The organism is Humibacillus xanthopallidus, from assembly GCF_044793955.1.
In the GTDB taxonomy this organism is placed as follows: Bacteria; Actinomycetota; Actinomycetes; order Actinomycetales; family Dermatophilaceae; genus Humibacillus; species Humibacillus xanthopallidus_C.
The window spans coordinates 4,392,418-4,408,636 of sequence record NZ_CP084995.1 but is presented as its reverse complement, the minus strand read 5'-3'; the positions used below and the strand labels follow the sequence as shown (position 1 = coordinate 4,408,636).

Annotated in this window: 9 protein-coding genes; 5 read left to right on the top strand and 4 right to left on the bottom strand. The window is 72.1% G+C overall.

Translation table 11 applies throughout. The annotated features are described in order from the left end of the window. Window positions 1–47 precede the first annotated feature (47 nt). From LG278_RS19825 to LG278_RS19810, 4 genes are all read left to right on the top strand, one after another. On the top strand, window positions 48–845 hold the full coding sequence (locus LG278_RS19825; protein ID WP_404389332.1) for an IclR family transcriptional regulator: 798 nt from the start codon (window positions 48–50) through the stop codon (window positions 843–845). Window positions 846–959: 114 nt separating this feature from the next. Beyond that, window positions 960–1,718 (top strand): polysaccharide deacetylase family protein, encoded by a 759-nt coding sequence (locus LG278_RS19820; RefSeq protein WP_404389331.1) that lies wholly within the window; start codon window positions 960–962, stop codon window positions 1,716–1,718. Window positions 1,719–1,862: 144 nt separating this feature from the next. Next, entirely contained in the window at window positions 1,863–6,836 is a 4,974-nt protein-coding gene (locus LG278_RS19815; protein ID WP_404389330.1) for an ATP-dependent helicase, read from the top strand. Window positions 6,837–7,151: 315 nt separating this feature from the next. Further along, window positions 7,152–9,302 (top strand): multicopper oxidase family protein, encoded by a 2,151-nt coding sequence (locus LG278_RS19810; protein ID WP_404389329.1) that lies wholly within the window; start codon window positions 7,152–7,154, stop codon window positions 9,300–9,302. Between the two features lie 70 nt (window positions 9,303–9,372). Here LG278_RS19810 and LG278_RS19805 read toward each other — a convergent pair whose 3' ends face one another. From LG278_RS19805 to LG278_RS19790, 4 genes are all read right to left on the bottom strand, one after another. Further along, complete coding sequence (locus LG278_RS19805) at window positions 9,373–10,056, bottom strand: exonuclease domain-containing protein (protein WP_404389328.1); 684 nt, start codon at window positions 10,054–10,056, stop codon at window positions 9,373–9,375. Beyond that, entirely contained in the window at window positions 10,056–11,927 is a 1,872-nt protein-coding gene (locus LG278_RS19800; RefSeq protein ID WP_404389327.1) for a DUF294 nucleotidyltransferase-like domain-containing protein, read from the bottom strand. The genes LG278_RS19805 and LG278_RS19800 overlap by 1 nt, the downstream gene beginning before the upstream one ends. 145 nt (window positions 11,928–12,072) lie before the next feature. Further along, window positions 12,073–13,341 (bottom strand): alpha/beta hydrolase family esterase, encoded by a 1,269-nt coding sequence (locus LG278_RS19795; RefSeq protein ID WP_404389326.1) that lies wholly within the window; start codon window positions 13,339–13,341, stop codon window positions 12,073–12,075. Between the two features lie 192 nt (window positions 13,342–13,533). Continuing rightward, window positions 13,534–14,805, bottom strand: coding sequence for a nucleotide sugar dehydrogenase (locus LG278_RS19790; protein ID WP_404389325.1), 1,272 nt, complete (start codon window positions 14,803–14,805; stop codon window positions 13,534–13,536). A 152-nt stretch (window positions 14,806–14,957) separates the two neighbouring features. On the opposite strand from LG278_RS19790, the gene wecB reads away from it, so the two are divergent. Further along, a complete protein-coding gene (gene wecB / locus LG278_RS19785) occupies window positions 14,958–16,148 on the top strand; it encodes a non-hydrolyzing UDP-N-acetylglucosamine 2-epimerase (RefSeq protein WP_404389324.1) in 1,191 nt (396 codons plus the stop codon). Window positions 16,149–16,219 lie beyond the last annotated feature (71 nt).

Genomic DNA, 16,219 nt, shown 5'->3' with positions numbered 1-16,219 from the left:
GACTACGTTCGCCATGACAGAACACCTAATTCTGCTATGAGGAATCGATGGCTCAGGACCGCGCCCAGAAGAACCGCCCGCACTATGCGCTCACCAGCGTCGACCACGCCCTGCGCCTCGCGGTCATGCTCCAGGTCGAGGGGCCGCTCAGCGTCTCCGACGCGGCCGAGCGGCTCGGCGTCGCGCGCTCGACCGCGCACCGGCTGCTCTCTACGCTCGTCTATCGCGACTTCGCCCGCCAGGGCGAGGACCGCCGCTACCACGCGGGCCCGGTCATCTCGCTGACCGCCGACTCGCAGTCGCGCACGGCGCTGCTGCGCACCATCGCGATGCCCCACCTGCACGCGCTCGTCGGCCGGCTGGGCGAGTCGGCCAACCTCCTCGTCCTCGCGGGCGACTACGCCCGCTTCATCGGCTCCGTCGAGAGCAGCCAAGCGCTGCGGGTCGGCAACCGGGAGGGGATGGTCTTCCCGGCACACCTCACCTCCGGCGGCAAGCTGATGCTCGCCGACCTCACCCCGGAGGAGCGGGTCGAGCTCTATGCCACCGACCGCTGGGAGGGCCGCGCCGACGAGCGACCCGACCTGCAGACCCTGGAGAAGGAGCTCGCCGTCGTGCGCGAGCGCGGCTTCGCGATCAACAAGGACCGCACCGAGAGCGGGGTCACGGCGATCGGGCGCGGGGTGCGCGTCACCGACCGGGTCGACGCCGCGGTCAGCGTCTCGATGCCGACGGTCCGCTTCGACGAGTCCCGTCTCGTCGACGTCGTCAGCGCACTGGCGCTCACCGCGCGCGACATCGAGCACGACCTGCACGCGGCGCTCCGCATCGAGACCGGCGTCTGAAGACCTCCCTTTCCGGGTCAAAGTGCCCAGCGCGCAGCGGTATTCGTCGAAGTGACCCGCTGGCCCGCGGCGCGGGTCCGAGGCCCGGAGCCCACGCGTGCCTACCGTGAAGGAGTGGACCGACGACTGTTCCTCACGTCCGTGGCCGCCATGGTGGCGACCGGGCTGGCAGCGTGCGGTCGCGACGACCCGGCGATCGACGACGCCGTCGCCGACACCCGGATGTTCACCGCCCCGCAGGGTCTGACCAAGGTCGCGCTGCCGCACGGCACGTTGTATCGGCTCCCCGGCAAGACGAACCACATCGCGCTCACGGTCGACGACGGCACCAACGCCGCTGTCATCGAGGGCTACGCCAAGCTGTGCCGCGACACAGGCCTGCGCGTCACCTTCTTCTGCAACGGCGTCAACCGTGGCTGGACCGAGCACGCCGGCCTGCTGCGCCCGCTGCGCGACGACAACCAGATCTTCCTCGCCAACCACACGTGGTCGCACGCCAACCTCGCGCGGCTCTCGTCGCGCAAGCTCGCCGACCAGGTGCGGCGCAACGAGACGTTCCTCAAGAAGACCTACGGCACGCTGGGGCGCCCGTTCATGCGGCCGCCCTACGGCTACACGAACCGTCGGGTGGCAGCCCAGCTCGCCGACCTCGGCTATCCCGCGGTGACGATGTGGCTCGGCAGCCTAGGCGACTCGTCGAACGTCAAGCCCGCCAGGATCGTCGAGCACGCCTCGGAGTGGATGACCGCCGGACGCATCGTCATCGGCCACGCCAACCATGCCGCGGTGACGAAGGTGTACGGCGAGCTCGTCGAGATCATCCGCAGCCGGGCGCTCGTGCCGGTGCACCTCGGCGACGTCTACGCGGTCTGAGAGGGCCAGGGCGTCCTGAGCGTCCACGGCGACGACCAGCCGGTATGTCGTCCGGCCCGGGCAGGCGGCCGTGCGCGGTGGGGTGTCGGCGCAGTGTCCATGCAGGTCGGTGGAGTGTCGGTGCACCATGGCAGGCTGGCGCCGATGGCGACAGCGAAGCGGGCCGACGTGCTCGACCGATTCTCCCCGGCGACGGCTGCCTGGTTCCGGGGCAGCTTCAGCGCGCCCACGTCCGCCCAGGCGGGAGCGTGGGACGCGATCAGCTCGGGCCACCACTGCGTCGTCGTCGCGCCCACCGGCTCGGGCAAGACGCTGTCGGCCTTCCTCTGGGCCATCGACCGGATGGCGCGAGAGCCGGTGCCGGACGACAAGCTCGCGCGCTGCCGGGTGCTCTACGTCTCGCCGATGAAGGCGCTCGCCGTCGACGTCGAGCGCAACCTGCGCGCCCCGCTCGTCGGCATCGGCCACGCGGCGACCCGACTCGACCTGCCCCAGCCCGACATCAGCGTCAGCGTGCGGTCGGGCGACACCCCCACCAACGAGCGCCGCGCCTTCGCCCGCACGCCGACCGACATCCTCATCACGACGCCCGAGTCGCTCTTCCTCATGCTCACCTCGTCGGTGCGCGAGGCACTCAAGGGCGTGCAGACCGTCATCATCGACGAGGTGCACGCCGTCGCCGGCACCAAGCGTGGGGCGCACCTCGCGCTCACCCTCGAGCGGCTCGACGCGATCCTCCCGCAGCCGGCCCAGCGCGTCGGGCTCTCGGCGACGGTGCGCCCGGTCGAGGAGGTCGCGCGGTTCCTCGCCGGCGGTCGGCCGGTCGAGATCGTCCAGCCCGTCTCGACCAAGGAGTGGCAGCTCGACGTCGTCGTGCCCGTGCCCGACATGGGCGAGCTCGCCGGGTCGCCGGTCGAGATCTCACCCGGGGTGCCCGACCTGTCGGGGCCGGCGGCCGGCAACGCCCCCCAGGCGAGCATCTGGCCGCACGTCGAGGAGCGCATCGTCGACCTCATCGCCGACCACCGCTCGACCATCGTCTTCTCCAACTCCCGCCGTCTCGCCGAGCGGCTGACGTCGCGGCTCAACGAGATCTGGGAGGAGCGGCTGGCCGAGGACGAGGGCCTGCCGCAGCCCGCCGTAGCCGGCCTGCGCCCACCGGCACAGGTCATGGCCCAGGCGGGGGTCAGCCGTGGAGCCGCGCCGGTCCTCGCGCGGGCCCACCACGGCTCGGTGAGCAAGGAGCACCGCGCTGCCATCGAGGAGGACCTCAAGGCGGGTCGGCTGCCCGCCGTCGTCGCGACGAGCAGCCTCGAGCTCGGCATCGACATGGGTGCCGTCGACCTCGTCATCCAGGTCGAGAGCCCGCCCAGCGTCGCGAGCGGGCTGCAGCGCGTCGGCCGTGCCGGCCACCAGGTCGGCGCCGTCAGCGCAGGTGTCATGTTCCCGAAGTTCCGCGGCGACCTCGTGCAGACCGCCGTCGTCGTCGAGCGCATGCGCGCGGGCGCCATCGAGTCGCTGCGCATCCCCGCCAACCCCGTCGACGTGCTCGCCCAGCACGTCGTGGCCATGTGCGCGATGGACGAGTGGACCGTCGCCGACGTCGAGGCGCTCGTGCACCGCACCGCGAGCTTCGCGTCGCTGCCGCACTCGGTGCTCGAGGCGACGCTCGACATGCTCGCGGGCCGCTACCCCTCCGACGAGTTCGCCGAGCTGCGCCCGCGCATCGTCTGGGACCGCGTCACCGACACCCTGACGGGCCGGCGTGGCGCTCAACGCCTCGCCGTCACGAGCGGCGGCACGATCCCCGACCGTGGCCTGTATGCCGTCTTCCTCGCCTCCGGTGAGGGGCCCGGTCGCCGGGTCGGCGAGCTCGATGAGGAGATGGTCTACGAGTCCCGCGTCGGTGACGTCTTCACGCTCGGCACGTCGACGTGGCGCATCGAGGACATCACGCACGACCGGGTGCTCGTCACGCCGGCGCCCGGGCAGGCCGGCAAGCTGCCCTTCTGGAAGGGCGACCAGCAGGGTCGCCCGGCCGAGCTCGGTCGCGCCCTCGGAGCCTTCGTCCGCGAGATCGTCGGCCTGTCGCCGGAGCGGGCCCGGGCGCGCGTCACCGCAGCAGGGCTCGACGAGTGGGCCGCCGACAACCTCATCGGCTACCTCACGGAGCAGAAGGAGGCGACCCGGCACGTCCCCGACGACCGCACGATCGTCGTCGAGCGCTTCCGCGACGAGATCGGCGACTGGCGGGTGGCGGTGCTCTCACCCTTCGGCGGTCAGGTGCACGCGCCGTGGGCGCTCTGCGTCGCGGCGCGCATGCGCGAGCGCTTCGGGGTCGACGTGCAGGCGATGCACGGCGACGACGGCATCGTCTTCCGCCTGCCCGACCTCGAGTTCGACGACGCCGTCGGCAGCGGGCAGATCGGCCAGCAGCTCATCGAGCTCGTGACCCTCGAGCCCGAGGAGGTCAGCGCGCTCGTCACCCAGGAGATCGGCGGATCGGCCCTGTTCGCAGCGCGATTCAGGGAGTGCGCTGCGCGTGCCCTGCTCCTGCCGCGCCGGCGGCCCGACCGGCGCCAACCGCTCTGGCAGCAGCGGCAGCGCGCCGCCCAGCTGCTCGAGGTGGCGAGCCAGTACCCCACCTTCCCCATCGTGCTCGAGGCTGTGCGCGAGTGCGTGCAGGACGTCTTCGACGTGCCCGGGCTCGTCGACCTGATGACCGACATCCGCTCGCGGGGCGTCAAGGTCGTCGACGTCGAGTCGAGCCAGCCGAGCCCCTTCGCCAAGTCGCTCGTCTTCGGCTACGTCGCCCAGTACCTCTACGAGGGCGACTCGCCGCTCGCCGAGCGGCGTGCCGCCGCGCTGGCCCTCGACCCGTCGCTGCTCTCCGAGCTGCTCGGCCAGGGTGAGGCCCTGGCCCTGCGCGACCTGCTCGACCCCGAGGCGGTGGCCCGCACCGAGGCGGAGCTCCAGCGACTCACCCCCGAGCGTGGCGCCCGCGACGGTGAGGACGTCGCCGACCTGCTGCGCGTGCTCGGACCCCTCTCCCTGCGCGACCTCGTCGCCCGCGCCGCCGAGGGCTTCGAGCCGACGGCCATCGCCGCGGCGGTCGCCGAGCTCGAGTCGGCCCGTCGCATCATCGCCGTGCGCGTCGCCGGTGACGAGCGCTGGGCCGCCATCGAGGACGCCGCGCGACTGCGCGACGCCCTCGGCACGTCGCTGCCCGTGGGGGTGCCCCAGGCCTTCCTCGAGCCGGTCGCCGACCCCCTCGCCGACCTCGTCGCGCGCTTCGCCCGCACCCACGGTCCCTTCGCGGTGCAGACCGTCGCGGCCTGGTGGGGGGTCGGGCCGGCCGTCGTGCACGACGCCCTGCGCCGGCTCGTCGGCTCGGGCCGGGTCGTCGAGGGTGAGCTGCTGCCGACCGAGAACGGCGGTGGCCACGGCCCCGAGTTCTGCGATGCCGAGGTGCTGCGGCTGCTGCGGCGCCGCTCCTTGGCCGCCCTGCGTCATGAGGTCGAGCCGGTCGACCAGGGCGACCTGGCCCGCTTCCTGCCGCAGTGGCAGGGCGTCGGTGGCGGACTGCGCGGCCGGGAGGGCCTGCTCCGTGCCGTCGAGCAGCTCACCGGCGCGGTCGTGCCCGCGAGCGCCCTCGAGACCCTCGTCCTGCCGGCCCGCGTCGCCGACTACCGACCTGCCCTGCTCGACGAGGTGATGAGTGCGGGCGAGGTCGTGTGGCGGGGGCACGGGTCGCTGCCGGGTGACGACGGGTGGGTCAGCCTGCACCTGGCCGACGCCGCGCACCTCACCCTCACGCCGCCCGACGACACCGAGCTCACCGACGCGGAGCAGACCGTCCTCGACGCGCTCGAGGGCGGTGGGGCCTTCTTCTTCCGCGCCCTCGCCACTCGCGTCGGCCTGGGCGACCCCGAGCTCAACGAGGCGCTCTGGTCGCTGCTGTGGTCGGGGCGCGTCACCAACGACACCGTCGCCCCCCTGCGCGCTCTCCTCGCCGGGGGCCGCACCGCTCACAAGCGCGCCCCCTCCGGTCCCCGGTCGACGCGGTATGCCGGCCGGCGCGGCTCGCTCGGCCGCTTCGGGTCGCTGCGCGGAGCGGTTGCCGGCGCGACCCCGGCGCAGGTCGAGGCGGCCGAGGACGCCGCGACGACGCGCGCGCTCACGGCCGGACGGGCGGCCGGCTCGGGCCCGTCGACCGGCGTCGGACGCTGGACGATGCTTCCCCCGGCCGAGGCCGACCCGACCGTGCGCGCCGTGACCAACGCCGAGCTGCTGCTCGACCGCTACGGCGTGCTGACCCGCGGCTCCGTCGTGACCGAGGACGTGCCGGGCGGTTTCGCCGCGGTCTATCGCGTCCTCGCGGCCGCCGAGGAGGCCGGCAAGGTGCGCCGCGGCTACTTCGTCGAGGGCCTCGGGGCATCGCAGTTCGCCTCGACCGGCGCCGTCGACCGGCTCCGCTCGTTGTCCCGCCTGCCGGGCGGCGACGGGTCGGGGCAGCCCGCGGGCCGCGTCGACCCCGACGAGGGCGACGAGTGGTCGACGGGCGCACCCGACCCCCGGGGCGGCATACCGGGTCGAGGTGCCCATCGGGGTGGTCAGGGTGCTCGCACCTCCCCAGGGGGCGACGGACGCCGGGAGCGCACCGGGCCACCCGCCCTCGTGCTCGCGGCGAGCGACCCGGCCAACCCCTACGGCGCGAGCATCGGCTGGCCCGAGCGGGGCCTCACCGAGCCCAGTGACGAGCCCGGTGACGAGCCGTCATCCGACGCGACTGCCGATGCCGGTGAGCCCGGACGCTCCCGGCGCAAGGGCCACCAGCCGAGTCGCAAGGCCGGCGCGCTCGTCGTGCTCGTCGACGGCGACCTCGTGCTCTATGTAGAGCGCGGCGGCAAGTCGATGCTCTGCTGGTCCGACGACTCGGAGCACCTGCAGGCAGCCGCCGACGCGCTGGCCCTCGCCGTGCGCGAGGGCGCTCTCGGCCGCCTCACGGTCGAGAAGGCCGACGGAGCCTCGGTGCTCGGCTCGGGGCACCCTCTCGTCGAGGCGCTCTCGCACGCCGGCTTCCACATGACGCCGAGAGGCCTCCGCCTCCGCCGCTGATCTGCGCTCCGTCGTTCGTGTGTCAGGCAGTCATCGGCCAGCCCTCGAGCGCTCATCAGGCGTTGATGCGTGGGCAAACGGGGACAAAGAGCGACGGGCGCTCGCCGCCGGCTATGACCGAGACCACAAGATCTTCCACTGATCGCGGGTGTGATGCCCCTCCACGGGTGAGACTCTGATGAGGGGCGCACCAGATACCAGAACGGGCCGGGGGGCACGCGGTTCAGGAGTGCGCACCATGGGGCTTGCGCGGGGACACGCCATCGGTCAGTTGTGAGGAACTGGGTGGTGACCGGGATGAAAGATCTTGGTGCAGTGGGACGTCGACCGCTGAGTCGGCGCGCGTTCATCAGGGCGGCGGGAGTCGCCGGGGCAGGCTTCGTGCTCTACGCCTACACGCCGGGAGGGACGAGACAGGCGGTGGCGGCCATCCCCGGGGGGAGCCTCGACCCCGCGGCCCTGCCGAAGTTCGTGACGCCACTGCTCATACCGCCGGTGATGCCACGAGCAGCCACCATCAGGCTGAAGGGTGGCAAACCGGCCGACTACTACGAGATCTCGGTGAAGCAGATCTCGCAGCAGATCCTTCCGGCGGGGCTGCCCGCGACGACCGTCTGGGGCTACGGCGCAGTGAGATCTGCCAACAAGAAGGGTCTGCTGATCCACAACGCACCGTCGCTCACGATCGAGTCGAAGTGGGACCGTCCGGTGCGCGTCAAGTGGATCAACGATCTCGTCGACGCCGACGGCAACTACCTGCCACACCTGCTGCCGGTCGACCCGACCCTGCACTGGGCCAACCCGTCCGGTGGCGAGAGCGGTCGCGACACGCGTCCGGACCTCGCAGGACACACCTACGTGCCCGTGGCGGAGTTCACCGACCCGGAAACGCAGTACACCTCGTACACCGGACCCGTGCCCCTGGTGACGCATCTGCACGGCGCGGTCGGAGTCGGCGACGAGAGCGACGGCTACGCCGAGGCGTGGTTCCTGCCGGCGGCGAACGACGTCCCGGCGGGCTACGCGACCGAGGGCACGTGGTACGACTTCTTCGCCGGCAAGGCGTCGACCAGCTTCGATGCCACGTGGGGGCCGGGATTCGCGGTCTTCCAGTACCCGAACGACCAGCGTGAGTCGACGCTCTGGTATCACGACCACACGTTGGGCATGACCCGCCTCAACGTCTACGCCGGTCCGGCGGGCTTCTTCCTCGTCCGAGGAGGTCCCGAGGGAGAGAAGGCCATCCTCGACAGCCGCTCCGGCCGAACGGCCGTGCTCCCCGGGCCCGCGCCGATGGAGGGAGACAAGTTCCCTCCCAACAAGACCTACTACGAGATCCCGATCGCGATCCAGGACCGCGCGTTCAACGAGGACGGCTCCCTCTTCTACCCCGACAGCCGCGAGTTCTTCGACGGTGCCACGGCGCACGACCCGGGCTTCATCCCGGTCACGGACCTCTCCCCGATCTGGAACCCGGAGTTCTTCGGCAACACGATCATGGTCAACGGCAACACGTGGCCGTTCCAGGTCGTCGAGCAGCGCCGCTACCGGCTGCGCTTCCTCAACGGCTGCCAGTCCCGCTTCCTGATCCTCGACTTCGCCGACGTCGTGGGTGTCGAGGTCTGGGCCGTCGGCAACGAAGGCGGCTTCCTGGCCGCACCCGTGAACCTCACCGCGACCAACGGCAACCGGCTGCTCATGGGGCTGGCCGAGCGGGCTGACCTCATCGTCGACTTCACCAACGTCCCGGTGGGGAGCTACGTGCTGGGCAACCTCGGACCGGACGAGCCCTTCGGTGGCGGAGAGCCGGCCGTCGGCGGCGAGTCGGACGACGAGCACTTCGAGGTCGCCGATCCGGACACGACCGGTCGGGTCCTGCAGTTCCGGGTCGTCCCCGCGGTCGCGCCGGATCCGACCACGCCTCCGCAGTTCCTCACCCTGCCGCCCATCACCCCACTGCCTGCCAGCACCGTCACGCGCCCCCTGGCCCTCATCGAGATGATGTCGATGTCCTGGGACGGTCCTGCGGAAGCCCTGTTGGGCGCCGTGGATGGCGACGGCATGCCGGTCCACTCCATGTGGGAGGAACCGGTCACCGAGAACCCGGCCGTCGGCGACACCGAGATCTGGGAGTTCCACAACTTCACCGCCGACGCCCACCCCATGCACGTCCACGAGACCACGTTCGAGGTGATCGACCGTCAGGCTCTGGTGACCGACGAGGAGGGTGAGACCGAGCCGCCGTCCCGGCTCGTGGGCGACCCGCGCCCGCCCGAGGCGTGGGAGAGCGGCTTCAAGGACACCGTCATCGCCTACCCCGGCGAGGTCACCCGCATCAAGGCGAGGTTCAACCACCCGGGGCAGTTCGTCTGGCACTGCCACATCGTCGAGCACGAGGACAACGAGATGATGCGGCCGTATCGGATCGGCCCGGTGCAACCCGGCCAGCCCGGGGAGCAGGTGTGAGGTCGGCGCGACCGGGTGGTGGGCCCGGTCGCGCGGCCGCGCCGTGCCGCGGCGTCCTCCGCCCGGGGTCCTAGCGCTGGAGGGCCTTGAGCGACATCGGCTGGCCGCCGCTCAGCCGGTCGACCTGGGCGAGGTAGAGCTCGGCGCAGGCGAGGGCGTCGGTGAGCGCCTCGTGCGCGGCATACCGGGGGAGGCCGAGGTGGGCGCGCGCGGTGGGCAGGCGCAGGGCGCCCTGCGGGAGCCCCTCCCCGGCGTTGCTGCGCAGCACACGGCTGTGCAGCTGCATCGTGTCGACCGCCGTCATCGGGAGCGGCACGCCCAGCTCGCGCTCGCAGGCGGCCGAGAGGAACTCCGTCTCGATGACCGCGTGATGGGCGAGCAGTGCTCGACCGGTGAGCGCCGTCGCGACGCGTTCGACGAGGGTGCGCAGGTCGATGCCCTCGGCGAGGGCGTCGTCGGTGATGCCGTGGATGGTCGCGCTCTGGCCGACCTCCACCTCCGCGCGACAGAGCAGGTGCTCGGCGCCCGAGAGGACGATCTGCCGTCCGTCGACGGGCACGAAGCCGACAGAGAGGATGTGGTCGCTGCGGGGGTCGAGGCCGGTGGTCTCGAGGTCCAGCGCGAGCAGCCGGAGGTCGGCGACGTCGGTGCGCGGCCCGGGTGGAGGGGTCGCGAGATAGTCGCGCACGGGGCCGGGCGGCGCCTGGCCCGCCCAGCGGGCGCGTCGGCGGTCGGCACCGAGGCGCGACAGCATCACGTGAGGTGTCCGAGGGGGTGGCTCTGCAGGATCATCTGCTGAGCCGTGCGCACGATCTGGAAGGCGTCGCGCAGGTGGCGCTTCTCGAAGCTGCTGAGCTCGCTCGGCGCCACGAAGTTGTCCGGCGCCTCTCCGGAGCGAATCTGCTTGGCCTGATGGAGAAGTCGGACGTAGCGGATGAACTCGAAGGCATCGTGCAGGTCGGCGGCACTCTCGGCCCCGAGCCCGCCCGCACCTGCAGCCGCCGTGATGCGCGAGAGGGTGCTCACCTGGGGCAGGCCTCGCGACAGGGTGTGCACGCGAGCGACCTCGACGACGGCGTGGAAGCCGCCGCGCTTGAGGTCGAGCCTGTCCTTGTGCTCGCCCTCGCGCTCGAGGACGAAGCCGCGGAAGAAGCCGAGCGGCGGCTCGTTGGCGGCGGCGTTGCGCGCGAGGTGGGCGAGGAAGCGGCTGCTGCGCGGTGCAGACCGCCGGATCTGCTCCTGCAGCTCCTCGACGAGCGCGGGGTCACCGTGGACGACGCGCAGGTCGAAGAAGATGGCCGACCGCAGGATCGCATCGGGCACCGGCTCGTCGATCCACTGCGCGAACGTGCGCTTCCACTCCCGCAGCGGCTGACGCCACCGTGGGTTGGTGGCCATGATGTCGCCGGGGCACCGGGGGTAGCCGCACGCGACGAGCCCGTCCACGACGAAGCGCGCCAGGGCCTCGAACCACGGTGCGTCCGCAGGTGTCACGTCGTCGCTGAGCACGAGGGCGTTGTCCTGGTCGCTGCCCGGCCCCTGCTCCAGCCGGGCCTGTGACCCGAGCACGACCCAGGCGTATGCCGCCGGGCTGGGTCCCAGCGTGCGCTCGGCGAGGTGGATGAGCCGTTGCTCGATGGCGTCGCCCACGGCGGTGACGATGCGGCCGATGCCGTCGGCGGTGGCGTCCTCGTGCACGAGCTGGTCGATGATCCGCGGCAGGCGCTGGCTCAGGGCGACGAGCGTGTCGAGGTCGTCGGCCTTGGCGATGTCGCCGACGAGGTGGATCGGGTTGGCCCGCTCGAGCCGCATGAGGTCGGTGCTCGTCAGCATGCCCAGAGGAGTTGCTCCGGGGCCCTGGTCGACGACCGGCATGTGGTGGATGTTGCGCGAGGTCATCTCGAGGATGAGCTCCATCGCGATGTCGTCGGGTCCTGCGGTGACGGGGTGGGTCGTCATCATGGCGCTCACGGGCTGCGACGTGTCGAGCCCGGCGGCGAGCACCCGCGTGCGCAGGTCACGGTCGGTGACGATGCCGACGAGTCGGGCTCCGTCGACGACGAGCAGTGACGACACCTGCTCGCGGGCCATCAGCTGCGCCGCCTCCCGGATCGTGGCGTCACCCGTGGTCGAGATCGGTTCGCGGCGCAGCAGGTCGCGCAGGCGGGTCTGGAGCACCGCGCTGCGCTGCTCGCTGTGCGGCATCGTCTGCAGGGCGTGGCGCAGGCGCGCCGCCCGCTGCTGCGAGAAGTAGTCGCCGACGACGGGGTGCGCCGCGGCCAGCTCGCGGAAGACGGCCGCGGGCAGGACGAGCAGGAGGCTGTCCTCGATCGCCTCGACGTCGAACCGGGAGGCCTGGCCGTCGAGCGCCGTCGTGCCGAACGCGGCACCCTCTCCGCCGCGGCTGACGAGGGTGCCGTTGTCGTCGGTGATCTGGACGGCTCCGCTGCGCACCACGAAGACCTCGTCGTTGGCCCGCCCGACGGCCATGAGCCGGGTGCCGCGTCGGGCGTAGCGGACGGTCAGCCGGCGGGCGAGCCGCTCGAGCTCGGCCCTCGGCACGGCGGCGAAGGGGGCGTGCTCGGCAAGGAAGTCGGTGACTTCGGGGATCTCGGCATCGGCCACGCCGTCATCGTCGCACCGCAACCGCCACCAGCATCGTCGCACCGGTCAAGAGTCTCGAGGGTCACGTTCGCAGCGCGGGTGGGCTGTCGGGCCGCGGCGGGTCGGGTTCCGCGGCCACTCGAGGGGGTGGGGGCGCCGTTTCGGGTCAGCACTTCTGCCAGTAGCCGGGTGAGCTCTCCCTGAGGGTCGCCGTGTAGAAGGTGTTGTAGAGGCCGAGCAGCTGCTTCGAGCCGACCGCGTAGGCGTAGCCGCCCGACTGGTAGGCGCGACCCGCCACGACGTGGGCGTAGTTGCTCGACGTGACGCAGGCCGGGGCGGGAGCCGTCGTCGTGGTGGTGGTCGTCGGGGCCGTGGACGTGGTCGAGGTGGTGGGGGCCGCCGTGGTGGTCGTCGTCGACGGGGGCGGCAGCGTGCCACCGGCCAGGCCGAAGAACTGCACGTCGTGGTAGGCGGCACAGACGGTGTCGAGGAAGTAGGCGCCCGCTGTGCCGCACTGGTCGGCGGCCGTGCCGGGGTCGACGGGGGTGCCGTGGCCCATGCCGGCGATCGTCGTCAGCCGGACCTTGCCGCCGTAGTCGGCCCAGGTGACGCCCGCGGTGATGGACCCGGTCGACGTGGGCGTCTGGGAGACGCCGAGGACGTTGGTGAACTGGTCTCGCAGCTCACCGCCGTTCAGGGGCGCAACCGTGGTGTCCGACTGGCCCTGCCAGATGGCCACCCTGGGCCGGGTGCCCGACCAGCCGGCATACGCGCCTCGCACGAGGTCACCCCACGCCGTCGGTGACTTGTCGACGCCGGGGGTCATGCACGAGAAGGCGGCGACGACCGACGTCGCGCACCGGTAGGGCAGGCCGGCGTTGATCGAGCCTCCGGCGAACAGGTCGGGGTAGGCCGCCAGCATGACGGCGGTCATGGCGCCGCCCGCGGAGAGCCCGGTGACGTAGACGCGCGAGCGGTCCGAGCCGTAGGCCGTGACGGCGTGCCCGACCATCGACGCGATGCTCGCGGCCTCGCCCTGACCCCTGGCGACGTCGCCGGCCTCGAACCAGTTGAAGCACTTGTTGGAGTTGTTGGCCGTGCTCTGCTGCGCCAGGACGAGCGCGAAGCCGTGGCGGTCGGCGAAGGTGCGCCAGCCGGAGCTCGCGAAGTAGGTCGCGGCGTCCTGGGTGCAGCCGTGCAGCTGGACGACCACGGGGGCGCCTGCGGGCAACCCGTCGGGGCGGTAGCTGAACATCGTCAGCCCGCCCGGGTTGCTCCCGAAGCTCGCCACCTGCTGCAGGGTCGCCGCCTGAGCCGGTGGGGGCGTCGTGCCGAGGATCGCCACGGCCGCGGCGAGCACGAGGGCCAGCAGGGCCCCGATCGCGCGGACGGCCCGTGCGGGGACGGCCAGGGTGAGGGTGCGTGTCGACGTCATCGTCGCCTCCGGTCTCGGGGCATCGTCGGTGGTGCCCGTTTTGTCACCATGGCAGCGACGTGCGGCCACCGGCGTGGGCTCTCGTGCCAGTGCCGACCCGCGGTGGTGGGCCGCGCGACCATTGCGCCGACCGCCCGGGCGTGGCACGTGTGGGCCGCGAGCCCGGCAGGGACGACGGCGATGCCCGACCCGTCAGAGGCGCTCGACCCGTGGGCCCGGCGTCGCGACGCCGCGGGTGTCGAGGAAGCGCCGTGACCGGCGAGCCAGGTCCTCGACGTCGTAGCCGCGGTGCTGCTGGAGCAGCACCGTGAGGTCGGCCTCCGACACGGCGGCCTCGAGGTCGGTCGCCGCGGCGACCTCGTGGCCGAGGGCCTCCCAGCGCCGGATCAGCGGGTCGTGGAACTGCACGGTCGCCCCGAGGTCGAGCAGGCGCCTGCCGACATGCACCGCGGGCGACTCCCTCTGGTCGGCGATGTCGGGCTTGTAGGTGACGCCGAGCAGCAGCACCCGCGAGCCGCGCAGCGCCTTGCCGTCCTCGTTGAGGGCGTCCTGCGCCCGCCGCACGACGTAGGCCGGCATCGACGCGTTGATCTCCTGAGCGAGCTCGACGAAGCGGAAGGGGTAGCCGAGCCGGGTTCGCACGTTGTGCGACAGGTAGTTCGGGTCGATGGGGATGCAGTGGCCACCGACGCCGGGGCCGGGGTAGAAGGCCTGGAAGCCGAAGGGCTTCGTGCGCGCGGCGGCGATCGCGTCCCAGAGGTCGATGCCGAGCTCGTGACAGAAGCGCGCCATCTCGTTGACGAGGGCGATGTTGATGTGACGGTAGGTGTTCTCGAGGAGCTTGGCGGTCTCGGCCTCGCGGGTGCCCTTCGTCGGCACGACGGTGTCGACGAAGAGGGCGTAGAAGTCGCACGCCACCTCCGTGCAGCCCGGCGTGAGGCCGCCGACCACCTTGGGGGTGTTGCCGATGCCGTATGCCGCGTTGCCGGGGTCCACACGCTCCGGCGAGAAGGCGAGGTGGAAGTCGGCGCCGGCGACGAGGCCGCTCGCCTCGAGCAGCGGCCGCACGACCTCGTCGGTCGTGCCAGGGTAGGTCGTGGACTCGAGGACGACGAGGGCTCCGGGCCGCAGGTGTCGAGCGATCGTCGCGGCGGCGGACCGCACGGCAGTGAGGTCGGGCCCGCCCTCGGCGCCGAGCGGGGTGGGCACGCAGATGACGGTGACGGCGGCCTCGGCGAGGATCGTGGCATCGGTCGTCGGCTCGAAGCCGGCGGCGAGCATCTTGGCCACGTCCTCGTCGGGCAGGTCGTCGACGTGCGAGCGACCCGCAGTCAGGGAGTCGACGACGGCAGCGCTCGAGTCAAGCCCCGCGACGGCGAGTCCCGCGTTGACCGCGGCCTGCGCGAGGGGCATGCCCACGTAGCCCAGGCCGATGACGGCGAGATCGAATTGTGGCCGAATCATGGCTTCTCCCAATCGAATTCGCGACCGACGAGTGAAGGTCGAGTGAACCCTTCGTGCAGGCGCCCGGAGCGGCCGATCTCGCTCGGATCGTCCGGCATCGTGAGGGTGGGTCGAGCCGACAGGCGGCTCGGCAACGTCCCAGGAGCACCGCGATGCAGCGAGTCATGACCGTCTACGGCACCCGCCCCGAAGCCATCAAGATGGCGCCGCTCGTCGCCGCCCTCGAGGCCGACGAGCGCTTCTCGGCGATCGTCGCCGTCACGGGTCAGCACCGCGAGATGCTCGACCAGGTCAACGCCCTCTTCGGCATCGAGCCCCATCACGACCTCGATCTCATGGTCCCCGGGGCGACCCTGGCGCAGCTGACGGCCCGCACGGTGCAGGCCACCTCCGAGCTGCTCGCCGCCGAGCGACCCGACGTGGTCGTCGTGCAGGGCGACACCACGACGGTGCTCTCGACGGGTCTGGCGGCCTTCTACGAGAGGATCCCCGTCGTGCACCTCGAGGCGGGGCTGCGCACCGGCAACGTGCACTCGCCCTTTCCCGAGGAGGTCAACCGTCGGCTCACGGCGCCGCTCGCCGCCCTGCACCTGGCGCCGACGAGCACCTCGCGTCACAACCTGCTGCGTGAGGCGATCGACCCGGCGCAGGTCGCCGTCACGGGCAACACCGTCATCGACGCGCTGCAGTGGACGACGGCCCGCCCGGTCTCCTTCCGCGACGCGCGCGTGCAGCAGTGGGTGGACGAGGCGAGGGCCGGTCGAGACCTGCTGCTCGTCACCGCGCACCGCCGAGAGTCGTGGGGGGCCCGCATGGTGGAGGCGATCACCGCGATCCGTGACCTTGCTGCGTCCCGGCCCGAGCTGCGGGTGCTGCTGCCCATGCACCGCAACCCCGTCGTGCGCGAGGCCATCGAGCCACTGCTCGCGCCCCTCGACAACGTGCTGCTCACCGAGCCGCTCGACTACCACGAGTTCGCCCACGCCCTCGCGGCCGCGACCGTCGTCGTCACCGACTCGGGCGGGGTGCAGGAAGAGGCCCCGAGCCTCGGCAAGCCGGTGCTCGTCATGCGCGACACGACCGAGCGGCCGGAGGCGGTGCAGGCCGGCACCGTGCGCCTGGTCGGCACCGACGGAGGCGTCATCCGGGCCGCTGTCGAGGAGCTGCTCGACGACAGTCTGGCCTATGCCGAGATGGCCAACGCCGTGAATCCATACGGTGACGGTCACGCTGCCGAGCGGTCGGTCGCCGCCATCGCCGAGCTGCTCGGCGTCGGCCGGCGCGCCGCCGACTTCGACCCGCTCGTCAGCGAGGATGCTGCAGACCGGCTCGTCACGGCGTGACCCCGGAACCGGTGCTGGGACGGAAGGCGGTCCCGGCACCGAGCCGATCTCGGGGCCCGCACTCCCGCAAG

What these genes read in the sequence shown, in the direction of transcription:
- LG278_RS19825 (WP_404389332.1), top strand. Translation starts at nt 48, where the DNA reads ATGGCTCAGGACCGCGCCCAGAAGAACCGCCCGCACTATGCGCTCACC.
- LG278_RS19815 (WP_404389330.1), top strand. Translation starts at nt 1,863, where the DNA reads ATGGCGACAGCGAAGCGGGCCGACGTGCTCGACCGATTCTCCCCGGCG.
- LG278_RS19805 (WP_404389328.1), bottom strand. Translation starts at nt 10,056, where the DNA reads ATGCTGTCGCGCCTCGGTGCCGACCGCCGACGCGCCCGCTGGGCGGGC.
- LG278_RS19795 (WP_404389326.1), bottom strand. Translation starts at nt 13,341, where the DNA reads ATGACGTCGACACGCACCCTCACCCTGGCCGTCCCCGCACGGGCCGTC.
- LG278_RS19790 (WP_404389325.1), bottom strand. Translation starts at nt 14,805, where the DNA reads ATGATTCGGCCACAATTCGATCTCGCCGTCATCGGCCTGGGCTACGTG.
- wecB (WP_404389324.1), top strand. Translation starts at nt 14,958, where the DNA reads ATGCAGCGAGTCATGACCGTCTACGGCACCCGCCCCGAAGCCATCAAG.